Source organism: Pseudomonas sp. 2,4-D (genome assembly GCF_030418155.1).
Taxonomy (GTDB): domain Bacteria; phylum Pseudomonadota; class Gammaproteobacteria; order Pseudomonadales; family Pseudomonadaceae; genus Aquipseudomonas; species Aquipseudomonas alloputida.
On record NZ_JAUHUI010000002.1, the window covers coordinates 232,153 to 254,551 of the forward strand.

Consider the following 22,399-nt stretch of genomic DNA (forward strand, 5'->3'; position numbering starts at 1 on the left):
AAGTGATTCACTCAGGCACCTAGTTGCGTGTCTTTTTCCCTCTTGGACGCGGGTTCTTGTCCAATGGCGTGCGGCTGGTGCCCATCCACAATGTCATCCTTTTTTTGCCCCCGCGTCTTGATCAACGAAATCACCACCCCACCCAGCAACAACCCGAATGTCACGCCCAACGACAGCAGCGCCGGCACCTTGCCCACCATGCCGTGGTAGAAAATCTTGCAGCCAATGAAGATCAACACCAGCGCCAGTGCGTACTTGAGATAAACGAACCGGTGCATCAGCGCCGCCAGCGCGAAATACAGCGAGCGTAAGCCGAGGATGGCGAAGATGTTGGAGGTGTAGACGATGAACGGGTCCTGGGTGATGGCGAAGATCGCCGGCACGCTGTCGACGGCAAACACCAGGTCGGCCAGTTCGATCAGTACCAGCGCCAGGAACAGCGGGGTGGCATAACGCAACGCCTTGCTGTGCCCGGCCGGGGTGTGGCGTACGAAGAAGTGCGAGCCATGGATCTGGTCGGTAACCCGCATGTGCCGCCGCACGAACTTGAGGATCGGGTTGTTGGCCAGGTCCGGGCGGCTGTCTTCCTTCGACAGCGCCATTTTCACCCCGGTAAACAGCAGGAAGGCACCGAAGATGTAAAGCACCCAGGCAAAGTTCTGTACCAGCGCCGCGCCCACGCCGATCATGATGGCCCGCAGGAACACCACGCCCAGGATGCCCCAGAACAGCACGCGGTGCTGGTAGCGGCGGGGTATGGCGAAGTAGCTGAAGATCATCGCCATGACGAACACGTTGTCCATGGACAGCGATTGCTCGACCAAAAAACCGGTGTAGAACTCCAGTGCCGACTGCGCGCCCAACTGGTACCAGACCCCCGCGCCGAACAGCACACCGACACTGAAATAGCCTGAATACAGCAGCAGGCTCTCGCGCATTTCAATTTCCCGGTCGTGGCGGTGCAGCACGCCCAGGTCGAGCACCAGCAAACCGATGACGATGGCCATGAACACCAGCCACAACCAGGCGCTGGTACCGAGGACAGGTGTTGTGAGGAATGCTTGCAGAGCTGTCATGAGCCCCTCCTTGAATGTCGACGTTGCAAGGCAACAGTGATCCGACATGGCGGCTTGGCTGCCGTCAGAGGGGCCCGGTATCACATGGGCTTGAGCCTAGACCCGTTTGCCCGTGATGCCGAATGGGGAGCTGTTACATTTCTTTGCCAGTGCAGAGCTCAGGTCCGCAATCCTTTGCTCAGCCCGTTCCCTTCTATTAAGTAACCCCGGTTATAGCCAAAACCAATCGAAAGCATGAGCTTTGCCAATGAGCCTTCAGTGGGATGATTAGTTAGGATTCTATCCATCAACTGATTCCAACCCCATGAAGGAGCGTCTCTCATGCCAATCATCAACAGCCAGGTCAAACCCTTCAACGCCACCGCCTACCACAAAGGCGAGTTCGTTCAGGTCAGCGAAGCCGATCTGAAAGGCAAGTGGTCTGTCGTGTTCTTCTACCCGGCCGACTTCACCTTCGTTTGCCCGACCGAGCTGGGTGACCTTGCTGACAACTACGCCGAGTTCCAGAAACTGGGCGTGGAAATCTACGGTGTTTCCACTGACACCCACTTCACTCACAAAGCCTGGCACGACACTTCCGACACCATCGGCAAGATCGAATACCCGCTGATCGGTGACCCGACTCACGTCATTTCGCGCAACTTCGACGTGCTGATCGAAGAAGCCGGCCTGGCCGACCGCGGTACCTTCGTGATCAACCCGGAAGGCCAGATCAAGATTGTCGAGCTGAACGACGGTGGCGTTGGCCGTGATGCTGCTGAACTGCTGCGTAAGGTCAAGGCTGCCCAGTACGTTGCCGCTCACCCAGGCGAAGTGTGCCCGGCCAAGTGGAAAGAAGGCGAAGCCACTCTGGCGCCGTCGCTGGACCTCGTAGGCAAGATCTAAGGTCATGCCCATAACGCGGGCGGTAAGCAGCCGCCAAAGCTGAAATACCTACCGCCCCGTCAAGCGCCCGGGCGACCTCGCCTGGGCGTTTTTGTATCCGAGTTTTGAAAAAGGAATCGCCCGTATGTTGGACGCCACGCTTAAATCGCAACTGAAAACCTACCTGGAGCGGGTCACCCAGCCGATCGAGATCGTTGCCTCCCTCGACGACGGCGCGAAGTCCCGCGAATTGCACGACCTGCTGGTGGAGATTGCCGGCCTGTCGAACCTCATTACCTTCAGCGCGGACGGTACCGATGCCCGTCGTCCTTCGTTCTCGCTGAACCGCCCGGGTGCCGATATCAGCCTGCGCTTCGCCGGCATCCCCATGGGCCACGAGTTCACCTCGCTGGTGCTGGCACTGCTGCAAGTCGGCGGCCACCCGTCCAAGGCCAGTGCCGAAGTGATCGAGCAGATCCAGGCCCTGGAAGGTGAATTCAACTTCGAAACCTACTTCTCGCTGTCGTGCCAGAACTGCCCGGACGTCGTCCAGGCACTGAACCTGATGGCGGTACTCAACCCCAACGTGCGCCATGTTGCCATCGACGGTGCGCTGTTCCAGGACGAAGTGGAATCGCGCAAGATCATGGCGGTACCGAGTATCTACCTCAACGGTGAAGTGTTTGGTCAGGGCCGTATGGGCCTGGAAGAAATCATTGGCAAGATCGACACCAACGCTGGCGCCCGCCAGGCCGAGAAGATCAACGCCAAGGAAGCCTTTGACGTGCTGGTTGTCGGCGGTGGCCCCGCTGGCGCCGCTGCTGCTATCTACGCTGCCCGCAAGGGCATCCGCACCGGTGTTGCCGCCGAGCGCTTCGGCGGCCAGGTGCTGGACACTCTGGCCATCGAGAACTTCATCTCGGTGCAGGAAACCGAAGGGCCGAAGCTGGCCACGGCGCTGGAAGAGCACGTCAAACAGTACGACGTCGACATCATGAACCTGCAGCGCGGTGAAGCGCTGATTCCGGCCGCCGAGGGCGGTCTGCACGAAGTGCGCCTGGCGGGGGGCGCTTCGCTGAAAGCCAAGACCGTGATCCTGGCCACTGGCGCCCGCTGGCGCGAAATGAACGTGCCGGGTGAGCAAGAGTACCGTGGCCGCGGCGTGGCCTACTGCCCGCACTGTGACGGCCCGCTGTTCAAGGGCAAACGCGTGGCGGTGATTGGCGGCGGCAACTCGGGTGTGGAAGCGGCCATCGACCTGGCCGGTATCGTCGCCCAGGTGACGCTGATCGAGTTCGACAGCCAGTTGCGTGCCGATGCGGTGTTGCAACGCAAGCTGCGCAGCCTGCCGAACGTCAACGTGATCACCAGCGCCCTGACCACCGAGGTGCTGGGCAATGGCGAGAAGGTGACCGGCCTGCGCTACAAGGACCGCACCACGGATGAACAGCACGAAGTGGCACTGGAAGGTATCTTCGTACAGATTGGCCTGCTGCCTAACACTGACTGGCTGAAGGGCACCGTCGAGCTGTCGCCGCGTGGCGAAATCATTGTCGACGCCAAGGGCCAGACCAGTATCCCGGGTGTGTTTGCCGCAGGTGACGTGACTACCGTGCCGTACAAGCAGATCGTCATTGCGGTGGGTGAGGGGGCCAAGGCGTCGCTCGCGGCCTTTGACCACCTGATTCGGACTTCGGCACCGGCGTAAGCCTGTACGGCCCTTTCGCGGTTGAAGCCGCTCTCACAGGACTGCGCAGTTGTTGAAACTGTGAAGATCCCCGTAGGGGCGGGTTCACCCGCGAAGAGGCCGGGCCTGCTGGCCAATCTCCACCAGTCGTTCACCGTTGCTGCCGCTACCGTATTCGCGGGTAAACCCGCTCCTACGCAGATCGGTGGTAGACACACATCGGAGGCTGGACACAGGCCGCCGTAGGGGCGGGTTCACCCGCGAAGAGGCCGGGCCTGCTGGCCAATCTCCACCAGTCGTTCACCGTTGCTGCCGCTACCGTATTCGCGGGTAAACCCGCTCCTGCACAGATCGGTGGTAGACACACATCGGAGGCTGGACACAGGCCGCCGTAGGAGCGGGTTTACCCGCGAAAGGGCCGGTGCAAGCAAAGCAGGACCTGAAGGTGTCTATGCTTACTGCAGACCTCTCAGGAATCACACCCATGACCCTGATCAGCCGCGAACCCTGGTGGCTAGTCCCCCCAAAGCCCGGGCAGCAAGAGCAGGACCTGCACTGGGGCTACCTGGAAATCTACGCCGACGGTCGCGCTGTGTTCGTCGACCAGCGCCCCACTGACCGGGAGCTGGCCGAGCGCAAGAGCTGCCGCAATTTCCCTGACCCCGAGCCGTGACGGCTCAGCCTTCCAGCTCGGCCAGGCGTGCTTCCAGCGCCGTAATGCGGGCTTCGAGGGCCTCGATGCGTTCTTCTGACACACTGCCGCCACTGGTGCGCACGCCGCCTTCCTGCTGCCGTGCAGCGAGAATCGCCTCGATTTCCGCCGGGTCGCCCAAGGCATGGGTGTAGCGGTCTTCACGCTGGCCGGCCTGGCGTGGCAGGTGCAAGGCCAGGTCCCGCGTGATCAGGCGCTCCAGCTGATGCTGGATCTGCTCGGTGTCGTCAAAGTCGTGCAGGCGGTTGCTACGGGTCAACAGTTCGTTGAGGGTTTGCGGGCCTCGCAGGAACATCAGGCCCATCAGCACCAACTGCGCTGGCACCAGCTCCAGTGCCTTGTCTACCCGATGTTCCCAGCGGTCGGCACGGCTGCCCATCTGCAGGCGGGTCATGCCCTGACCTTCGAGGGCGCGCAAGGCTTGGCCGACCTGGCCTTGGGTGAGGTTCATCACCGGCTCGCGGCTGGTCTTCTGGTTGCAGGCCAGGACCAGGGCATTGAGGGTCAGCGGGTAGCTTTCCGGGCTGGTGGCCTGCTTTTCGATCAGCGAGCCGAGAACGCGGATCTCGATGCTGTTGAAGCGGCCTTCACCTGCGGTTTCGTGTTCTGACATGGCCCTGTCTCGTGGCTGGGGAAAGGCCACTAGGGTAGGTAATGCCATCGCGTAAGGCAATTGGGGCCGCAAAGCGGCCCCGGCCCTCTTAGCCGTGGCGCTGCTCTTGAGCCTGACATGCCGCGGCAGTGAACAGCACATCGGTCGAAGAATTCAGCGCCGTTTCGGCCGAATCCTGCAACACGCCGATGATGAAGCCCACCGCAACCACCTGCATGGCAATTTCGCTTGGGATGCCAAACAGGCTGCATGCCAGCGGAATCAGCAGCAGCGAACCCCCGGCCACGCCCGAGGCGCCGCAGGCGCACACTGCCGCCACCACGCTGAGCAGCACGGCAGTCGGCAGGTCCACCTGGATACCCAGGGTATGCACTGCGGCCAGGGTCAGCACGGTAATGGTGATCGCCGCACCGGCCATGTTGATGGTCGCGCCCAGCGGGATCGACACCGAGTAGGTGTCTTCATGCAGGCCAAGGCGTTCCGACAACGCCAGGTTCACCGGGATGTTGGCGGCCGAGCTGCGGGTGAAGAACGCAGTAATGCCGCTTTCGCGCAGGCACAGCAGCGTCAGCGGGTAGGGGTTGCGGCGAATCTTCCAGAACACGATCAGTGGGTTCATCACCAGCGCCACGAACAGCATGCAGCCGATCAGTACCGCCAGCAGGTGCAGGTAGCCAAGCAGCGCGTCCAGGCCCGACTGGGCCAGGGTGGAACTGACCAGGCCAAAGATGCCCAGCGGGGCGAAGCGGATGACCACGCGCACGATCAGGGTTACACCATTGGACAGGTCTTCGACCACGGTACGGGTCGTTTCGCCGGCATGGCGCAGGGCCACGCCCAAGCCGATGGCCCATGTCAGCACGCCGATGAAGTTGGCGTTGAGCAGGGCATTGACCGGGTTGTCTACCGCGTTCAGCAACAGGTTCTGCAGCACTTCGGCGATGCCGCCTGGCGCGCTCAGCGTGGCCTCGCTGGTGCTTAGCGCCAGGTGCGAGGGGAACAGCATGCTGGCAACCACGGCCACCACTGCAGCGGCAAAGGTGCCCAGCAGGTACAGCCAGAGGATCGGGCGAATGTGGGTTTCCTGGCCGTGACGATGGTTGGCGACCGAAGCCATGACCAGGATGAACACCAGCACGGGCGCAACCGCCTTCAGGGCGCTGACAAACACCTTGCCAAGAAAGGCCAGGTCGCGGGCGATGGCAGGTGCCAGCAGGGCGAGAGCGATGCCGGCGAGCAGGCCGATGACGATCTGAGTCACCAGGCTGGTGCGGTTGAGGAAGCGGAGAAAAGGGGTCATGTGCAGCGGTATCTCGGAATCTGGAAAGGGCGGACTTTACCATAGAGCACCTATAGCGCATGTCGGGCCGTGTTCTTTGTCAATCAGGCTTTTGCGGCTACCAGTGAAACAACTCCCGCCGGGCCCCCTCGGTAATCGCCACGATCCCTGGGTGCTTGACCTTGCGCTCCACCGAAATGGCATAGAACGACTCGTGCACGGCCTCGGTCTGCCCGATCAGTTGCACGCCATACTGACGGCACACCTCCTCGGCGATTACGCTGGGCGCAACGAAAATGCCGCTGCCCGACTGCCCGAACGCTTGCATCAAGGCACTGTCATCGAACTCCCCCACGATCCGTGGCTGCACCTGCTGCTCGCCCAGCCACCGCAGCAAGCGGCTGCTTACCACGGTCTCCTGGCCGGGAACCAGCAGCGGAGCATCCTGCAGGCAAGCTGGAAAAGGACCTTCAAGCCGTTGTGCCAGCGCCGGGGTGGCGAAGAAGCTCAGCCCGCACTCGCCCAGCTTTTGGCTGTAGCACTTGATGTCCAGGTGGTTAGGCATGGGGCTGTCGGAAATCACCAGGTCCAGGCGTTGAATAGCCAGGTCTGCCAGTAACCGCTCAAGTTTGTCTTCGCGGCAGTTGATGCGCAGCACCTCCTCCAGGTCCATGGTCGGTGCCAGCAGGCGGTAGACAATGGATTTGGGCACCACGTCAGCCACCCCCACACGGAACAGGATCTGCTCTTGAGGGCCGGCACGCAGCATGGCTTCAAGCTCGCTGCCGATCTGAAACATCTGCTCTGCATACACCAGGGCCTGACGGCCGGTTTCTGTCAGTTCCAGCTGCCGGCCGGCGCGCTGGAACAGTTCCAGGCCGTAGGTTTGCTCGAACAGGGTGATCTGCCCGCTAATGGTTTGTGGTGTGAGGTTCAGCTGTTGGCTGGCGCGGGTGATGCTGCCCGTCTTGGCCACGGCCCAGAAGTAATGCAGCTGGCGATAATTAAGCACCGTCGGTCGTTCCGATTCGTAAAAACCGAAGTATATGCCATGAAAATACGAATTTTCCTGAACTATTGCCGTCTCTAGAATGCACGGCTATCAGGCGCCATGCGCCGCCGGGTTATTTCAAGCGAGGACACCATGCTGCAACTCAAATCCATTGGCACCCCATTGGTGCTGGCTTTGGCCCTGTTCACCCTGGCAGGCTGCGACCAGGCCGAGAAATCCGCCCAGCAGATGCTCGACCAGGCCGCGCAGTCGGCCAAACAAGCCATCGACGACACCAACAAGGCTGCCCAGCAGGCGCTGAGCGAAGCCATCGGCGGCGAAGGGCAGAAGCCCAAGGATGCCGAGAAGAAAGAAGAAACCCAGGAAATCTGACCCCAACCGCTGCTGCAGGATTTGAACAATGGAATATTTGCTGGAACTCGCCGCTAGCCCTACCGCCTGGGTTGCCCTGGCTACGCTGGTGGCCATGGAAGTTGTACTGGGCATCGACAACCTGATCTTCATCTCGATCCTGACCAACAAATTGCCGGTGGAGTACCGCTCCAAGGCGCGGCGTATCGGTATCAGCATGGCCTTGGTCATGCGGCTGGCCTTGCTCAGCACCGTGGCCTGGATCGTCCAGTTGACCGACCCGGTGTTCGAAGTGTTCGGCAACGCCTTCTCGTGGAAGGATGTGATCCTGATTGCCGGTGGTCTGTTCCTGCTGTGGAAGGCGACCAAGGAAATTCACGAAAACGTCGACCCGCATGGCGCCAAGGAGGAAGCCAAAGTCTCCTCCACGGTTACCCTGGGCTTTGCTGCGGCGATCTTCCAGATCCTGCTGCTGGACATCGTCTTCTCGGTCGACAGTATCATCACCGCCGTGGGCATGACCGAGCACCTGCCCATCATGATTATCGCCGTTATCACGGCTGTGATCGTGATGATGGTGGCTGCCGACCCGCTGGCCAATTTCATCAACGACAACCCGACTGTGGTCATGCTGGCGCTGGGCTTCCTCATCATGATCGGCATGACGCTGATCGCCGAAGGCTTTGGCGCCCATGTACCCAAGGGCTATGTATATGCGGCCATGGCGTTCTCGACGGCTATCGAGGTCCTCAACATCCTGGCCCGCCGAGCGCGTTTGAAGCGTGAGGCGGCTGAAGGTTGATGTAAAAAAGGGCGCTTCGCGCCCCTCTTGCGGACAAGCCCGCTGCACAGGTATTCGCGTGGCACTGGCAACGCGAATACCTGTGCAGCGGGCTTGTCAGTCAGTGGGCTTCGGGAAATCCTGAGGTTAGCTCACCCCGGCATGCCGCCGCGGCCGTCTTACTGGCTGTGGCTTGGCGGGTGCCTGCGGTGGCAGGTGGTGCGCATGACGCCGCACGATACGCAGTACACCCCACAGCATGGCGGCTGCGACGCTCAGCCACATACCTACCAGCATGAGAATTGCCATGGTCAGGCTCATCTGTGCCTCCATCTTTGCGGCAAGCGCTTGATTGGGCCGCGTTTACCGTCCAGACACTGCTTTAGTCTAGCCCTTCGTCTGTGACGTTCCATCGAACAATGGTCTATCTCTAGGGCCGATTCGCTCCAAGGCGCTGTCGGACTATACCCGCGCCGCTGTCGGACCTATGATCGGTGGCCAGAGCCGGGCGCTGCCTGCCTGGCGTTGGAACAAGCGAGTGTCCATGGAGCAACATTCCTTCAAGGCTGCCCCCCGGCGGCTACTGGCTGCCTGTCTGCTGGCTGCCACCCTGGCCGGCTGCGCCAGCGCACCGCCCGGCAACCTCAAAGGCCTGCCGCAGCGAGTCGAGATCAGCAGCGTGCCGTTCTACCGTGGCAACGCCAACCACAGCGGGGCCATGGCGCTGGCGGCAGTGCTGTCGCAGCAGGGGGCGCCTATTACGCCGGGCTTGCTGGATAAGCCGCTCAACCTGCCTCAGGGTGCCGAAACGCTGGATACCGCTATTCCCCGTGTGGCACGGGATTACGGTAGGGTGGTGTACCCGCTGGACAAGCAACTGGACGCGCTGCTGACCCAGGTGGCGGCGGGCAACCCGGTACTGCTGCGTTACGAGGAAGGTTCGGCCTGGTGGAGCGAGCCGCGCTATGCGGTGTTGATGGGGTATGACCGTTACAAGCAGCGGGTGCTGCTGCGCTCGGGCATGCACCGGCGACAGGTGATGGCATTCGATGAATTTGCATCGGCGTGGGAGAAGCAGGGGAGTTGGGCGGTGCTGGTGCAGCCACCTCGGCAACTGCCGGCCCAGGTTGATCGCCAGCGGTGGTTGCACGCTGCGGATGAACTGGCCAAGGCGGGGCAAGAGAGTGCGGCGAAGCAGGCGGTCAATAGCCTGAACAAATAGCGTTGCCAGTGCCGGCCCTTCGCAGGTAAGCCCGCGCCCACACGGACTGTGCAAGCAGCACAAATCCTGTGGGCGCGGGCCGCCTGAATCAGAAGCCCAGGCGATCGCGCAGGCTGTAGTACCAGGCACCGATGGCGCTGAAGGGTACGCGCAGCATCTGGCCACCCGGGAACGGGTAGTGCGGCAGGCCGGCAAAGGCGTCGAAACGCTCTGCCTGGCCACGCAGGGCCTCGGCCAGCACCTTGCCCGCCAGGTGGGTATAGGTCACGCCGTGGCCCGAGCAACCCTGCGAGTAGTAGATGTTGTCGCCGATCCGGCCAACCTGTGGCAGTCGCGACAGGGTCAGCAGGAAGTTACCGGTCCAGGCGTAGTCGATCTTCACGTTCTTCAGCTGCGGGAAGGCCTTGAGCATTTTCGGGCGGATGATCGCCTCAATGTTGGCCGGGTCACGCGCGCCGTACACCACGCCGCCACCGAAAATCAGGCGCTTGTCGCTGGTCAGGCGGTAGTAGTCGAGCAGGTAGTTGCAGTCCTCGACGCAGTAGTCCTGCGGCAGCAGGGTGCGAGCCAGTTCTTCGCCCAGTGGCTCGGTGGTGATCACCTGTGTGCCGCATGGCATGGACTTGGCGGCCAGCTCGGGTACCAGGTTGCCCAGGTAGGCGTTGCCGGCAACGATGATGAACTTGGCGCGGACCTTGCCCTGCGGGGTATGCACCACCGGGTTGGCACCACGTTCGATGCGCACGGCCGGGGTTTGCTCATAGATGATGCCACCCAGCGACTCGACCGCGGCAGCTTCGCCCAGGGCCAGGTTCAGCGGGTGGATGTGGCCGCCGCTCATGTCGAGCATGCCGCCGATGTAGCTGTCGCAGGCAACCACCTCGCGGATGCGCTTCTGGTCCATCAGCTCCAGCTGATTATGGCCAAAGCGTTCCCACAGGCGCTTTTGCGATTCCAGGTGGCCCATCTGCTTGCTGGTAAGGGCGGCGAATACGCCACCATCTTTCAGGTCGCACTGAATGTTGTACTTGGCTACGCGTTCACGAATGATGCGCCCGCCCTCGAAGGCCATGTGGCCCAGCAGCTGTGCCTGCTTGGGGCCAACGGTGCGCTCGATGACATCAATGTCGCGGCTGTAGCTGTTGACGATCTGGCCGCCGTTGCGGCCCGATGCGCCGAAGCCGACCTTGGCCGCTTCGACGATGCTCACCTTGAAGCCGTTCTCCAGAAGGAACAGGGCGCTGGACAGGCCGGTGTAGCCAGCACCGATGATGCACACATCGGTTTCCACCTCACCCTGCAGCGCCGGACGTGGCGGCACCGGGTTGGCCGAGGCGGCGTAGTAGGACTGGGGGTAGGGGGTGTTAGCCATGCTGCAGGAACCTCGTGTTTTATATTTTTAACGAATGTACCGATGCTATCAATAATAATAAACACCCGCTAGTCGTCTGGTGAAAATCCTTTACGGGGCCCCCTCAGCCAGCCTCTCTATAAAGAGTTTAAGATTCAGTAGGTTAGCGCGAAAAAAAGTGTTGACAGGGTTTTTGTAATGCGTAGAATGCGCACCACACGACAGGCACATAGCTCAGTTGGTTAGAGCACCACCTTGACATGGTGGGGGTCGTTGGTTCGAGTCCAATTGTGCCTACCAAATCGAAAGAGGGGTGATCCGAAAGGGTCACCCCTTTTTTCATTGTCCATTGCCGCGTGTGCGGGAAAACCGCGGTCTGGACGCGAAGCGCTTGCATTCGAAAGTTTTTGATTTTTCTCAAAAAAAAGCTTTACAGGTACGCATCGGACCACTAATATGCGCACCACACGACAGGCACATAGCTCAGTTGGTTAGAGCACCACCTTGACATGGTGGGGGTCGTTGGTTCGAGTCCAATTGTGCCTACCAAATCGAAAAAGGGCGATCAGAAATGATCGCCCTTTTTGCATTTGCCCCCGAAGCAGCGTGTAACGTTTGGTCGCGGTTCGGGCATACCCCGGCGTGCTAGAATCCGCCCCTTCGAATCTGGAGGTACACGCGTGCGCAAACTGGCTGTGGTAATGGCAGTGCTCGCCCTGGCGGGCTGTGAGAACGAGGTCGAAGGCGTGCACAAGCAGGTGGCCGAACACCTGCACAACCCCAAGACCGCCAAGTTCGGCAACGTGCGGATCGACACCCAGGGCACCATCTGCGGTCAGGTCCGCGGCAAGGACGATGCCGGGCAGTACGAAGCCTACCGCAGCTACGTGGCGATCAAGCGCGATGGCCAATACGACATCATCGTCGACGATACCGGCAACAACCTGCGTATCCGTGAGCTCTGCGGTGGGGCCGACCTGCAGCGCCGTGCCGAGGCGCTGGCAGACCAGCCGGCGCCACAGGGTTGGGACGTGGAAGTGGTGCAGGGCGCCAACATGGGCGCGCTCAGCGACATGACGGCGCGCCTGATCGAGAAGGGCATCCCCTCTTCGGTGGAGTACCGCGACGGCAAGCCGGTGGTGCTGCTGGGGCCGTTCCCCACCCGTGAAGAAGCGCAGGCGCGCAGGGACGAAGTGATGGCCAAGCTGGGTACCGATTCGGTGGTCATCCAGCACGGCGCAGCACGCTAAACCAGTAAAAGTGGCGCCGCAGCCAAGGCTTGTGTCAGGCGCCGTTCACACAAGTTTGGCTATGCTTGGGGTGGTAGCTGCCAAACGGGGAGGGCCTCATGTCTACACTGGAACGGGCCATTGCCGTGGCCGCCAGGGCGCATGAAGGGCAATACGATAAGGGTGGGGCGGCTTATATCCTCCACCCGTTACGCGTGATGATGCGGGTTTCCACACCTGAACAGCGGATTGTGGCGGTGCTTCACGATGTGATCGAAGACACCCCGCTGACCCTGTCCGACCTGGCGCGTGAGGGTTTCGCGCTGAAAATCCTGGCTGCGTTGCTGGCGCTTAGCCGCCGCGAAGGCGAGCCTTACCAGGATTTCGTAGTGCGCCTGGGCGACGACCCGCTGGCGCGCACCGTCAAGCTGGCCGATCTGGCCGACAACAGTGATCTCTCGCGCATCCCCTGTCCGGGCCCCGCCGACCTGGCGCGGCTGGCCCGTTACCGGGAAGCCAGCGCCTACTTACAAACGCTGGCCTGAGGATCAACCGCACGCCTTGAGGTTGACCGGCCCCACGAACGCGTTTCCCCGCCCCATCACGCAGGCTACCTGTTGGTTGCGTTGCTGCTCCCAGGCTTGCGGCGGGTAGGTCTTGTTCCAGGCCTCGAAAAGCTGGCGGTCCTGTTTGGACAGGCGCAGGTTGTACTGCTTGCTCATGTAGAAGTAGGTGCGGGCGATCATGCCGCGGATCGACGGCCGCGGCATTACCTTCTTGGCCTTGAAGTCGACCTGGGTCAGGCAGCGGCCATACTGGCCGCGTTGTTCTGGTAGCCAGCCGAAGCTGAAGTTGCTGCGGTCGCCGTTGACCTCGCCGATGCTTGGCACCAGGTTGTGCAGGTCGGCTTCGGCGCGTTGGTACACTTCGTCATGCTGCGAGCACTGCTTGCGCCCGCCGCTCTGCCAACACTGGCGCTGATGGCCGATCTGCCAGGCGGGTACGATGTGCTCCCACTCGATGCGCGACGCGCGCTGGGCATTCTTGCGTGGGGTATAGCCGCAAGATGCCAGGTCGACCTTGTTGCCTTTGTATTTACAGCCGCAATAAAATTCGGTTGATTGCGGCGCATAGAGCTTCCAGGCGACCTTCTTGGCCTCCTGGAAGGTGCGCGGGGCGTCGGCTTGAACAAGTGGAGTGGTCAGTAACAGGCAAGCTGCTGCGAAAAGCGAAACTCTCATGCGCAGTCAATCTTCTTTCGGTACGGTCCAGAAAATCTGCACACCGCCATCGTCGCGATGGGCGAGGGTGACGTTGTCGTTTTCTGCGATCTCCTGAAGCAGGGTCTCCCAGTCATCCGGGCTTTCCTGTTCCAGGCGGAAGATCAGCGCCGCACGGCTGCGCTGGGCGGTGGGGCTGTTGATGATCTTCTGGATGCGTACACCCAGCTGTTCATAGCTGCTCGGGGTGGCGGAGGCGGTGCTGGACACAGGAGTTTCCTTGTTTTGCTGTATGTGCATACAGTATTTCACTGTAAGTAAATTCGCAACAGCTTGTCAGGGGAAATCCAGCGTTGGTCTGTAAGCCATGACACCGTTCTGAAATGTAAACGATGTTCGGGTTAGAGGCAGTGCAAAGCGAAACCTCTTTTTTGTCCTGGATATGAAGGAGACAGGCGGCGACTGAGGTTGCCTGCCTTCTTTATCGCTTCAGCAGGTTGTTGCGCTGGTAACTTTCTTCGCGGCCGTACGGATGTGGGTGCCGTACAGCGTCAGGCCTGTAAAGGCCAGGCCGCCCACCAAGTTGCCCAGTACAGTAGGGATTTCGTTCCATACCAGGTAGTCCATGAGCGAGAAATCGCCGCCCATGATCATTGCGGAAGGGAACAGAAACATATTCACGACCGAGTGCTCGAAGCCCATGAAGAAAAACAGCATGATCGGCATCCACATGGCGATCACCTTGCCGCTCACAGAGGTGGAGATCATCGCGCCGACCACGCCCATCGACACCATCCAGTTGCACAGTACGCCACGCAGGAAGATCGTCAGCCAGCCTGCCAGCCCGTATTGCTCGTAACCCAAGGTGCGGGCCTCACCGATGCTGGCAATTTTCTCTCCCACGGCACCGGGGGAAGCATGGAAGCCATAGGTAAAGACGAAGGCCATCATGCAGGCGACCGTAAGGGCGCCGGCGAAGTTGCCGACGAACACCAGGCCCCAGTTGCGCAGAATTCCCCTAACGGTGACCCCGGGACGTTTGTCCAGTAATGCCAGCGGGGTGAGCATGAAGACCCCAGTGAGCAGGTCGAAGCCCATAAGGTAGAGCATTGAAAAACCAACCGGAAACAGGACTGCGCCTAGCAGGGCTGAGCCTGTCTGCACTGCGATGGTCACTGCGAAGACGGCTGCCAGGGCCAGAATTGCCCCGGCCATGTAGCTGCGGATCAGCGTGTCGCGAGTGGACATGTGGACCTTTGATGCGCCGGCATCGAGCATCTTGGTGACAAAATCGGTGGGTAGCAGATAAGACATGGCGGCTCCCTCAACTGCGGGTAATAGGCGGCACCCCCGGAGGGATGCCGAGGGTTGGATGGGTTTACCAGGAACGGTATGGCAAGAACTTGCCATTGAGGGTCAACAGAACCCGGTCGCCTTTGGGATCTTCGATTCGCTCGACATGCATGGAAAAGTCGATGGCACTCATGATGCCGTCGCCAAATTTTTCCTGGATCACGTCTTTCAGGGTCGGGCCATAGACGCCCACGACTTCGTACAGTCGATAGATCAGCGGGTCTTGAGGGATGGACTTGTCCCAGCCCTTGACTGGGAAAGCGGTTAAGGTGGTGGCGACTTGATCATCCAGCTCCAATACCTCGCAAAGATGCGTTGCCACTTCCAGCGGCGCGCTGTTCATGCCGTAGCAGACCGATGCAAGCCATACCGGGGCCTTGCCCACTGCGTTGGCAAGATCATCCCAGCTCAGGCCCTTGCGTGCTTTCGCGGCCATGATCAGGTGATGCATTTCAAGTTTGTCCATTATTTCTGCTCCCGCAGGTTGGTTTAAAGTGAACAAACCCATAGCGAGAGATGTGCCAACCTCCATTATTTTTTAACTATCTGATTTTATTAGTTTATTTTTTATTGACAGCGAATTTGGTTGACGAAATTTCGTGAATTACGAACTGTCGTAATATTGTTTACGAAATTTCGTAAAAAACGGTTGAAGGATATGCATCAGTGACAGACACCGTCGCCCTCGGACTCGCGGCCGACTCCGCCGTTGCCATGCTGTTAGTCCACCCGGTAGACGATCGGGTACTGCAAGCCAACAACGCCGCGCTTGATTTACTGGGCTGCACCGTAAATGAGCTACCCGGTCATGCCTTTAGCCATTTTCTGCGAGGGGGAATCGCACTGTGGGTGAGCTTTACGGATGAGGTACTGACTCAAGGCGAAGCGTGGTCGGACGACCTGCTGCTGGTGGATCTGCAACTGCGGCAAATAGCGGTGGAGGTTGCGGCTAGCGCGGTTGAGGGTGGGAAAATTGTACTGACGGTGCAGCGCCGGGATCTTCTGGAGCAGCGCCGTAATCGTGCTGAGGCGCGCCGGCAACACCGTTTGGGCCACGTGGGGTGGGAGCGGATCAGCCAGGTGTTCGAGCGCATCCAGCAGCAAAACCGGCTGATTCTTGGTGCAGTTGGCGAGGGCATCTATGGGCTCGATACCCGGGGCCAGACCACGTTCATCAACCCCGCCGCCGAGCGTATCTTGGGGTGGAGTGCCGTCGACATGATTGGCCAGGATGCCCACCATTTGTTCCACCACAGCCATAGCGATGGACGTGCGTTCGAGGTCAATCAGTGCCCCATCCATGCTTCGTTCAGCGATGGACAAGTTCATCGCGTGGACCACGAGGTGTTCTGGCACAAGAGCGGCGAACCAATCGCCGTCGAGTACACCAGCACTCCAATCTTCGAGATGGGAAGGCTGGTGGGGGCGGTGGTGCTTTTTCGGGACATCCGCGAACGACAACGCACTGAAGCGCGCCTGCGCGATGCGCTAAGTGAAGTAGAGCAGTTGAAGACTCGGCTGGAGATGGAAAACCAATACCTGCAGGAGGAAATCAACGCTCACGGCAATCACCACGAGATCGTCGGCGAAAGCCCAGCGGTCAAGCATCTGTTACAGCAGATCGAGCTGGTCGCAGCTACCGACGCCAACGTGTTGGTCACCGGCGAGTCAGGCACGGGTAAAGAGCTTGTGGCTCGCGCTATTCATGCCAGCAGCCCCCGGCGCGACCGCCCTCTGATTCGGGTCAATTGCGCCGCGGTGCCCCGTGAATTGTTCGAGAGCGAGTTCTTCGGCCACCTCAAAGGGGCCTTCACCGGAGCGGTCAGCAACCGAGTGGGTCGCTTTGAATTGGCAGACGGCGGAACCTTGTTTCTCGATGAGGTGGGAGAGATTCCGCTGGAGTTACAAAGCAAGTTGCTCCGTGTTCTACAGGACCGCCAGTTTGAGCCTGTAGGCGACAATCGCACCAGGGCCGTTGATGTGCGAGTTATCGCCGCAACGAACCGTGACCTGCGCGATATGGTCGCCCGAGGGGCGTTCCGGGAAGATTTATACTTCCGTTTGAATGTGTTCCCTATACGCTCGGTGCCGTTGCGGGAGCGACTTGAGGACATTCCGTTGCTCGCCAGCCATTTTCTTGAAAGGGCTAGCCTGGCGTTCAACAAACCGGGCATTCGCATGTCGCTGACCCAAGTCGCGGTGCTTCAGCAGTACGCCTGGCCAGGCAACATTCGCGAGCTTCAAAATGTGATTGAGCGACAGACCATAGTCTCCCGAGACGGTCGCGTGAGCTTTCATGAGGTTCTGGCGCCAAGCGCTCCGTCCAGTGGCCCAGTATCTTCAATTGCACAATGCGAGCCTGAACCGACTGCCGACAAAGACTGGGAGCGGCAGATGAAGCTGAATGCGATCTCTGTGCTCAAACGAACAGCGGGGAAAGTCTCCGGCGAGGGTGGTGCTGCGCAATTGCTGGGGTTGAAGCCCACAACCTTGGCGTCTCGACTCAAAAAGTGGGGCGTTGATCCGAGAGATTACAAATAAAGCCACTCGTGCAAGCCTGAGAAGAAACCCACTGATGCGAGCACCAGTTGAGTGGCGGCGGGGCGGGGTTGATCTGGAAAGGAAGAATGGCCGGTGACGTGGGGCACCGGCCATGGGTGGTTGATCAGTACTCCCAGAAGATGCGTTGCAGCTCTTTGCTGTCCTGGGTCTTGGTCATTGCCACCATCGCCAGGATCCGCGCTTTTTGCGGGTTCAGGTCGTGAGCCACGACCCAGTCATTCTTGTCATCCGGCTGTTCGGCGTTACGCAGTACGAAACCACCCTGGTTGACATGCGACGAGCGGATGATCTGCACGCCGTTCTTGCGCAGTTCTTGCAGCGCCGGGACTACCCGCGACGATACCGAACCGTTGCCGGTACCGGCATGGATCAGCGCCTTGGCGCCGTTCTGTGCCAACGCCTTGTAGGCGGTGTCCGTGACGTTGCCATAGCCATAGGCAATGTCCACCTGCGGCAGGCTGCTGATCTGCTTGATATCGAACTCGGAATTGACCGTATGGCGCTTTGCCGGCAGGCGGAACCAGTACGATTTGCCTTCCACTACCATGCCCATCGGGCCCCAGGCGCTCTTGAAGGCTTCGGTCTTGATGTTGACCGCCTTGCTCACATCGCGGCCGGACTGGATCTCGTCGTTCATGGTCACCAGCACGCCCTTGCCACGCGACTGCTTGTCGCTGGCTACGGCCACGGCGTTGTACAGGTTGAGCATGCCATCGGCGGACATGGCGGTGCCCGGGCGCATCGAGCCGACCACCACGATTGGCTTGTCGGTCTTCTCTACCAGGTTGAGGAAGTAGGCGGTTTCTTCGAGGGTGTCGGTGCCGTGGGTGATGACGATGCCGTCCACATCCTTGCTTTCGGCCAGCTCGGCGACGCGCTTGCCCAGCTTCAGCAGGTCGTCATTGCTGATGCTCTCGGAGGCGATCTGCATCACTTGCTCGCCACGTACGTTGGCGATGTCGGCCAGTTCCGGCACGCCGGCGATGAGCTTGTCGACGCCCAGCTTGGCAGCCTGGTAAGTGGCGCTGTTGGCAGCGCTAGCACCGGCGCCGGCAATGGTGCCGCCGGTGGCGAGGATGACCACATTGGCCAGCTTCTGTTGGGTTTCGGCTTCTTTGGCCGAGGCGCTGGATGGCAGGATCAGCAGCAGGGCGAGTGCGCTTGGGGCGAAGGTTTTCAGTGCGGCATTCATCGTTATTGTTCTCGCTTCCTAGTGAGTTAGTTATTGAGTCGCGCAGGGCTATAGGCATTTTTCGTACCAAGGCACCACGCGTTGCCCGGGTTGGAGCGGCCTTGCGTTGCAATGGGCTGTGTAGCAGCCCCGACAATGTGTGATGTTGCACCGAGCCGCGCCTGCCAAAGGCGGCATTGCATTCGTAATTCCGAACAAATAAAGGAAAAGGTGTTCGGTTTTTCGGAAAAGACTGCATAATCGGCCCCAGCAGCACTTTGGCCTCCGAAAGCCAAACGGATTTGACAAACAACGGTCCTGTTACCATAGTTGGTCAACGCAAACGTTTGCGATCCGACAAAAAACACAAGATTCGGAGTCATCGTTCATGAAGCTGCCGTTCGCCGGTCGTCTGCTGGCCCTCGCTGTCATTTCCTCGCTTAGCCTCGCCTTGCCATTGTCTGCCGCCCACGCTGAAGACAAGCCCAAGGTCGCCCTTGTCATGAAGTCGCTGGCCAACGAGTTCTTCCGCACCATGGAAGACGGCGCCAAGGACTACCAGAAAACCCACGCCGACGAGTTCGACCTGATCGCCAACGGCATCAAGAACGAAACCGACACTGGCGAGCAGATCCGCATTGTCGAGCAGATGGTCAATGCCGGCGCCAAAGCGCTGGTGATTGCCCCGGCTGATTCCAAGGCGCTTGTGTCGGCGGTGAAGAAGGCCATGGACCAGGGCGTGGTGGTGATCAACATCGACAACCGTCTGGACCCTGATCTGCTAAAGAGCAAAGGCATCAGCGTTCCCTTCGTCGGCCCCGACAACCGCAAGGGCGCGCGCCTGGTTGGCGATTACCTGGCCAGCCAGAAGCTCAAGGCCGGCGACCAGGTGGGCATTATCGAAGGCGTGTCGACCACCACCAATGCCCAGCAGCGCACCGCCGGCTTCAAGGACGCCATGGACGCCGCGCAGATGAAAATCGTCTCGGTACAAAGCGGCAATTGGGAGATCGACAAAGGCAACGCCGTCGCCGCTTCCATGCTCAACGAATACCCCGACCTGAAGGCCTTGCTGGCCGGCAACGACAGCATGGCCCTGGGCGCTGTGTCCGCCGTGCGTGCCGCTGGCAAGACCGGCCAGGTGCAAGTGGTGGGCTATGACAACATCAATGCGATCAAGCCAATGCTTGAAGACGGTCGGGTGCTTGCCACCCTCGACCAGGCGGCCAGCCAGCAGGCGGTGTATGGCATTCAGGCGGCGCTGAAAATGGTCAAGGGCGAAAAGCCTGATGTGAATGCCGACAACGTCATTCAGACCCCGGTCGAACTCATCACCAAGAAGCCCTGATGCTGCCAGGAGAATCGGCCATGCCTGCATCGGCCAATGAAGTGGTGCTCGCCGCCAGCGGCCTGGGCAAGACCTACGCCCAGCCCGTGCTCGGCGAGGTCAGCCTGAACCTGCGCGCCGGCGAAGTGCTGGCCCTGACCGGCGAGAACGGCGCAGGCAAGAGTACGTTGTCCAAGCTCATCAGCGGCCTGGAGGTGCCCACCACCGGGCACATGACCTACCGCGGCCAGGCCTACGCGCCCGGCAGTCGCGGCGAGGCCGAACGCCTTGGGGTGCGCATGGTCATGCAGGAGCTGAACCTGCTGCCGACGCTGACCGTGGCGGAAAACCTGTTTCTCGACAACCTGCCCAGCCGCTTCGGCTGGATCAGCCACAAGCGCTTGCGCCAGCTGGCAACGGCTGCGATGGCTCGGGTCGGGCTCGACGCCATCGACCCGGACACCCCTGTCGGCGAGCTGGGCATCGGCCATCAGCAAATGGTCGAGATTGCCCGCAACCTGATCGGTGACTGCCATGTGCTGATCCTGGACGAGCCCACTGCCATGCTCACTGCGCGTGAGGTGGCGTTGCTGTTCACCCAGATCGAGCGCCTGCGCGCCCGCGGCGTGGCCATCGTCTATATCTCGCATCGCCTGGAAGAGTTGCAGCGTGTGGCCCAACGCATCGTTGTACTGCGCGATGGCAAGCTGGTGTGCGACGAGCCGATCCAACGCTACAGCAGCGCCGAGCTGGTCAACCTGATGGTCGGCCGCGAGCTGGGCGAGCATATCGACCTGGGCCGACGGCAGTTGGGTGCACCGCTGCTCAAGGTCGACAAGTTGTGCCGCGGCGACAAGGTGCGCGAGGTGTCGTTCGAAGTCAGGGCAGGGGAGATTTTTGGCATTTCCGGCCTGATCGGCGCCGGCCGTACCGAGCTGCTGCGCCTGATCTACGGTGCCGATCGCGCCGACAGCGGCGGTATCGCGCTGGGCCAGCCGCCGCAGGCGGTAAACATCGACTCGCCCAAGGCTGCAGTGCGGGCCGGTATCGCGCTGATAACCGAAGACCGCAAAGGCGAGGGCCTGCTGTTGACGCAGTCGATCAGCGCCAACATTGCGTTGGGCAACCTGGGCGCGGTATCGCGCGCCGGTGTGCTCGATGGCGAAGCGGAAAAGGCCTTGGCCGAACGCCAGATCCAGGCCATGCGCATTCGCAGTGCTGGCGCGCAGCAAGTGGTGGGTGAGCTGTCTGGCGGTAACCAGCAGAAGGTGGTGATTGGCCGCTGGCTGGAGCGCGATTGCCAGGTGCTGCTGTTCGACGAACCCACGCGTGGCATCGACGTGGGCGCCAAGTTCGACATTTATGGCCTGCTGGCCGAGCTGGCGCGTCAAGGCAAAGCCTTGGTAGTGGTGTCCAGTGACCTGCGCGAACTGATGCTGATTTGCGACCGCATCGCCGTGCTGTCCGCCGGCCGCCTGATCGACACCTTCGCGCGTGATCATTGGAGCCAGGACCAGTTGCTTGCCGCCGCCTTCGCTGGTTATCAGAAACGTGACGCGCTGCTGCATGATGCAGCCCCCAGGATGGATGCATGAAAACCACCCCGCTCAACAATCAGGAAGCCGCCCCCGTGCGCCGCAGCGGTACGTACTTTGGCCTGGGCACCTACCTGGGCCTGGCTGGCGCCTTGCTGGCGATGATCGTGCTGTTCTCGTTCCTCAGCAGCCACTTCTGGTCGTATGGCACCTTCAGCACGCTGGCCAACCAGATCCCGGACCTGATGGTGCTGGCGGTGGGCATGACCTTCGTGCTGATCATCGGCGGCATCGACCTGTCGGTGGGCTCGGTCCTGGCGCTGGCCGCCTCGACGGTGAGCGTGGCGATACTCGGCTGGGGCTGGGGCGTGCTGCCCTCGGCGCTGCTGGGCATGGCTGTGGCCGCACTGGCCGGCAGCATTACCGGTGGCGTCACCGTGGCCTGGCGTATCCCGTCGTTCATCGTTTCGCTTGGTGTGCTGGAGATGGCCCGTGGCCTGGCCTACCAGTTCACCGACTCGCGCACCGCCTATATCGGCGACGCCTATGCCTGGTTCTCCAACCCGGTCGCCTTTGGTGTTTCGCCAGCGTTCATCATCGCCTTGCTGGTGATCGTGCTCGCCCAGTTGGTCCTGACGCGCACGGTGTTCGGTCGTTACCTGATCGGTATCGGCACCAACGAAGAGGCCGTGCGCCTGGCCGGTATCGATCCGCGCCCCTACAAAGTGCTGGTGTTCGCCCTGATGGGCCTGCTCGCCGGCCTGGCCGCGCTGTTCCAGATCTCGCGGCTGGAAGCGGCCGACCCCAATGCCGGCGCTGGCCTGGAGCTGCAGGTCATTGCCGCCGTCGTGATCGGCGGCACCAGCCTGATGGGTGGGCGTGGCTCGGTCATCAGCACCTTCTTTGGCGTACTGATCATTTCCGTATTGGCCGCCGGGCTGGCGCAGATCGGTGCCAGCGAGCCGACCAAACGCATCATCACCGGGGCGGTGATCGTCATCGCCGTGGTGCTCGACACTTACCGTAGCCGGCGCGCAGGCCGGCGGAACTGACA

General features: G+C 60.9%; 23 protein-coding genes and 2 tRNA genes. 14 read left to right on the forward strand and 11 right to left on the reverse strand.

Annotation, left to right across the window (positions count from 1 at the left end; genetic code table 11):
* Positions 1–11: 11 nt before the first annotated feature.
* A complete protein-coding gene (locus QYE47_RS03320; protein ID WP_014591573.1) occupies positions 12–1,076 on the reverse strand; it encodes a TerC family protein in 1,065 nt (354 codons plus the stop codon).
* A 321-nt stretch (positions 1,077–1,397) separates the two neighbouring features.
* On the opposite strand from QYE47_RS03320, the gene ahpC reads away from it, so the two are divergent.
* The 3 genes from ahpC to QYE47_RS03335 all read left to right on the forward strand — a co-directional run bounded on the left by ahpC (position 1,398) and on the right by QYE47_RS03335 (position 4,300).
* Positions 1,398–1,961: an alkyl hydroperoxide reductase subunit C gene (gene ahpC, locus QYE47_RS03325; protein WP_003250537.1), complete on the forward strand. Its 564-nt coding sequence runs from the start codon at positions 1,398–1,400 to the stop codon at positions 1,959–1,961.
* Positions 1,962–2,085: 124 nt separating this feature from the next.
* Positions 2,086–3,648, forward strand: a complete 1,563-nt coding sequence (gene ahpF / locus QYE47_RS03330) for an alkyl hydroperoxide reductase subunit F (protein ID WP_014591572.1) — start codon at positions 2,086–2,088, stop codon at positions 3,646–3,648.
* A 463-nt stretch (positions 3,649–4,111) separates the two neighbouring features.
* Entirely contained in the window at positions 4,112–4,300 is a 189-nt protein-coding gene (locus QYE47_RS03335; RefSeq protein ID WP_003250541.1) for a hypothetical protein, read from the forward strand.
* Between the two features lie 4 nt (positions 4,301–4,304).
* Here QYE47_RS03335 and QYE47_RS03340 read toward each other — a convergent pair whose 3' ends face one another.
* From QYE47_RS03340 to nhaR, 3 genes are all read right to left on the reverse strand, one after another.
* The gene (locus QYE47_RS03340) at positions 4,305–4,952 is read right to left on the reverse strand and encodes a YceH family protein (protein WP_014591571.1); all 648 of its coding nucleotides are present in this window, start codon (positions 4,950–4,952) and stop codon (positions 4,305–4,307) included.
* Positions 4,953–5,040: 88 nt separating this feature from the next.
* Positions 5,041–6,252: a serine/threonine transporter SstT gene (gene sstT / locus QYE47_RS03345; RefSeq protein ID WP_070384036.1), complete on the reverse strand. Its 1,212-nt coding sequence runs from the start codon at positions 6,250–6,252 to the stop codon at positions 5,041–5,043.
* 97 nt (positions 6,253–6,349) lie between these two features.
* Positions 6,350–7,243: a transcriptional activator NhaR gene (gene nhaR / locus QYE47_RS03350; protein WP_004573709.1), complete on the reverse strand. Its 894-nt coding sequence runs from the start codon at positions 7,241–7,243 to the stop codon at positions 6,350–6,352.
* A gap of 132 nt (positions 7,244–7,375) precedes the next feature.
* Between nhaR and QYE47_RS03355 the strand changes: the two genes are divergently transcribed.
* Entirely contained in the window at positions 7,376–7,615 is a 240-nt protein-coding gene (locus QYE47_RS03355) for a hypothetical protein (RefSeq protein WP_003250549.1), read from the forward strand.
* A gap of 28 nt (positions 7,616–7,643) precedes the next feature.
* Positions 7,644–8,396: a TerC family protein gene (locus QYE47_RS03360; RefSeq protein ID WP_003250551.1), complete on the forward strand. Its 753-nt coding sequence runs from the start codon at positions 7,644–7,646 to the stop codon at positions 8,394–8,396.
* A gap of 126 nt (positions 8,397–8,522) precedes the next feature.
* On the opposite strand, the gene QYE47_RS03365 is transcribed toward QYE47_RS03360, so the two are convergent.
* Positions 8,523–8,696: a hypothetical protein gene (locus QYE47_RS03365; RefSeq protein WP_003250553.1), complete on the reverse strand. Its 174-nt coding sequence runs from the start codon at positions 8,694–8,696 to the stop codon at positions 8,523–8,525.
* Between the two features lie 166 nt (positions 8,697–8,862).
* Here QYE47_RS03365 and QYE47_RS03370 point away from each other — a divergent pair, with 166 nt between their 5' ends.
* Entirely contained in the window at positions 8,863–9,597 is a 735-nt protein-coding gene (locus QYE47_RS03370) for a peptidase C39 family protein (RefSeq protein ID WP_070384035.1), read from the forward strand.
* A gap of 88 nt (positions 9,598–9,685) precedes the next feature.
* On the opposite strand, the gene QYE47_RS03375 is transcribed toward QYE47_RS03370, so the two are convergent.
* Positions 9,686–10,969 (reverse strand): FAD-binding oxidoreductase, encoded by a 1,284-nt coding sequence (locus QYE47_RS03375; protein WP_003250557.1) that lies wholly within the window; start codon positions 10,967–10,969, stop codon positions 9,686–9,688.
* 202 nt (positions 10,970–11,171) lie between these two features.
* Between QYE47_RS03375 and QYE47_RS03380 the strand changes: the two genes are divergently transcribed.
* From QYE47_RS03380 to QYE47_RS03395, 4 genes are all read left to right on the forward strand, one after another.
* Positions 11,172–11,248: transfer RNA gene (locus QYE47_RS03380), tRNA-Val, on the forward strand.
* A gap of 172 nt (positions 11,249–11,420) precedes the next feature.
* A tRNA-Val gene (locus QYE47_RS03385) sits at positions 11,421–11,497 on the forward strand.
* Between the two features lie 131 nt (positions 11,498–11,628).
* A complete protein-coding gene (locus QYE47_RS03390; RefSeq protein WP_014591568.1) occupies positions 11,629–12,198 on the forward strand; it encodes an SPOR domain-containing protein in 570 nt (189 codons plus the stop codon).
* A gap of 98 nt (positions 12,199–12,296) precedes the next feature.
* Positions 12,297–12,722: a hypothetical protein gene (locus QYE47_RS03395; RefSeq protein WP_014591567.1), complete on the forward strand. Its 426-nt coding sequence runs from the start codon at positions 12,297–12,299 to the stop codon at positions 12,720–12,722.
* 3 nt (positions 12,723–12,725) lie between these two features.
* On the opposite strand, the gene QYE47_RS03400 is transcribed toward QYE47_RS03395, so the two are convergent.
* The 4 genes from QYE47_RS03400 to cynS form a co-directional block, all read right to left on the reverse strand.
* Entirely contained in the window at positions 12,726–13,418 is a 693-nt protein-coding gene (locus QYE47_RS03400; protein WP_014591566.1) for an endonuclease, read from the reverse strand.
* 6 nt (positions 13,419–13,424) lie between these two features.
* Entirely contained in the window at positions 13,425–13,667 is a 243-nt protein-coding gene (locus QYE47_RS03405; protein WP_004574330.1) for a DUF1654 domain-containing protein, read from the reverse strand.
* 219 nt (positions 13,668–13,886) lie between these two features.
* Positions 13,887–14,711, reverse strand: a complete 825-nt coding sequence (locus QYE47_RS03410; protein WP_014591565.1) for a formate/nitrite transporter family protein — start codon at positions 14,709–14,711, stop codon at positions 13,887–13,889.
* A 64-nt stretch (positions 14,712–14,775) separates the two neighbouring features.
* On the reverse strand, positions 14,776–15,216 hold the full coding sequence (cynS, locus tag QYE47_RS03415) for a cyanase (RefSeq protein WP_014591564.1): 441 nt from the start codon (positions 15,214–15,216) through the stop codon (positions 14,776–14,778).
* A 200-nt stretch (positions 15,217–15,416) separates the two neighbouring features.
* Here cynS and QYE47_RS03420 point away from each other — a divergent pair, with 200 nt between their 5' ends.
* A complete protein-coding gene (locus QYE47_RS03420) occupies positions 15,417–17,291 on the forward strand; it encodes a sigma 54-interacting transcriptional regulator (protein ID WP_014591563.1) in 1,875 nt (624 codons plus the stop codon).
* A 124-nt stretch (positions 17,292–17,415) separates the two neighbouring features.
* Here the strand turns inward: QYE47_RS03420 and QYE47_RS03425 are convergent, their stop codons facing one another.
* Complete coding sequence (locus tag QYE47_RS03425; protein WP_003250634.1) at positions 17,416–18,504, reverse strand: asparaginase; 1,089 nt, start codon at positions 18,502–18,504, stop codon at positions 17,416–17,418.
* 367 nt (positions 18,505–18,871) lie between these two features.
* On the opposite strand from QYE47_RS03425, the gene QYE47_RS03430 reads away from it, so the two are divergent.
* The 3 genes from QYE47_RS03430 to QYE47_RS03440 are packed head-to-tail and all read left to right on the forward strand — an operon-like array spanning position 18,872 to position 22,397.
* Positions 18,872–19,831 (forward strand): sugar ABC transporter substrate-binding protein, encoded by a 960-nt coding sequence (locus tag QYE47_RS03430; protein ID WP_070384034.1) that lies wholly within the window; start codon positions 18,872–18,874, stop codon positions 19,829–19,831.
* A gap of 20 nt (positions 19,832–19,851) precedes the next feature.
* Positions 19,852–21,405: a sugar ABC transporter ATP-binding protein gene (locus QYE47_RS03435; protein WP_070384033.1), complete on the forward strand. Its 1,554-nt coding sequence runs from the start codon at positions 19,852–19,854 to the stop codon at positions 21,403–21,405.
* Entirely contained in the window at positions 21,402–22,397 is a 996-nt protein-coding gene (locus QYE47_RS03440; RefSeq protein WP_014591560.1) for an ABC transporter permease, read from the forward strand. The genes QYE47_RS03435 and QYE47_RS03440 overlap by 4 nt, the downstream gene beginning before the upstream one ends.
* Positions 22,398–22,399 lie beyond the last annotated feature (2 nt).

Bases quoted from the DNA above. Each gene is read 5' to 3' on its own strand.
- cynS (WP_014591564.1), bottom strand. From the start codon at position 15,216: ATGGACAAACTTGAAATGCATCACCTGATCATGGCCGCGAAAGCACGC.
- QYE47_RS03355 (WP_003250549.1), top strand. From the start codon at position 7,376: ATGCTGCAACTCAAATCCATTGGCACCCCATTGGTGCTGGCTTTGGCC.
- QYE47_RS03425 (WP_003250634.1), bottom strand. From the start codon at position 18,504: ATGAATGCCGCACTGAAAACCTTCGCCCCAAGCGCACTCGCCCTGCTG.
- QYE47_RS03320 (WP_014591573.1), bottom strand. From the start codon at position 1,076: ATGACAGCTCTGCAAGCATTCCTCACAACACCTGTCCTCGGTACCAGC.
- QYE47_RS03335 (WP_003250541.1), top strand. From the start codon at position 4,112: ATGACCCTGATCAGCCGCGAACCCTGGTGGCTAGTCCCCCCAAAGCCC.
- QYE47_RS03435 (WP_070384033.1), top strand. From the start codon at position 19,852: ATGCCTGCATCGGCCAATGAAGTGGTGCTCGCCGCCAGCGGCCTGGGC.
- QYE47_RS03430 (WP_070384034.1), top strand. From the start codon at position 18,872: ATGAAGCTGCCGTTCGCCGGTCGTCTGCTGGCCCTCGCTGTCATTTCC.
- ahpC (WP_003250537.1), top strand. From the start codon at position 1,398: ATGCCAATCATCAACAGCCAGGTCAAACCCTTCAACGCCACCGCCTAC.
- QYE47_RS03370 (WP_070384035.1), top strand. From the start codon at position 8,863: ATGATCGGTGGCCAGAGCCGGGCGCTGCCTGCCTGGCGTTGGAACAAG.
- QYE47_RS03340 (WP_014591571.1), bottom strand. From the start codon at position 4,952: ATGTCAGAACACGAAACCGCAGGTGAAGGCCGCTTCAACAGCATCGAG.
- QYE47_RS03410 (WP_014591565.1), bottom strand. From the start codon at position 14,711: ATGTCTTATCTGCTACCCACCGATTTTGTCACCAAGATGCTCGATGCC.
- QYE47_RS03375 (WP_003250557.1), bottom strand. From the start codon at position 10,969: ATGGCTAACACCCCCTACCCCCAGTCCTACTACGCCGCCTCGGCCAAC.
- QYE47_RS03400 (WP_014591566.1), bottom strand. From the start codon at position 13,418: ATGAGAGTTTCGCTTTTCGCAGCAGCTTGCCTGTTACTGACCACTCCA.
- ahpF (WP_014591572.1), top strand. From the start codon at position 2,086: ATGTTGGACGCCACGCTTAAATCGCAACTGAAAACCTACCTGGAGCGG.
- QYE47_RS03360 (WP_003250551.1), top strand. From the start codon at position 7,644: ATGGAATATTTGCTGGAACTCGCCGCTAGCCCTACCGCCTGGGTTGCC.
- sstT (WP_070384036.1), bottom strand. From the start codon at position 6,252: ATGACCCCTTTTCTCCGCTTCCTCAACCGCACCAGCCTGGTGACTCAG.
- QYE47_RS03440 (WP_014591560.1), top strand. From the start codon at position 21,402: ATGAAAACCACCCCGCTCAACAATCAGGAAGCCGCCCCCGTGCGCCGC.
- QYE47_RS03395 (WP_014591567.1), top strand. From the start codon at position 12,297: ATGTCTACACTGGAACGGGCCATTGCCGTGGCCGCCAGGGCGCATGAA.
- QYE47_RS03365 (WP_003250553.1), bottom strand. From the start codon at position 8,696: ATGAGCCTGACCATGGCAATTCTCATGCTGGTAGGTATGTGGCTGAGC.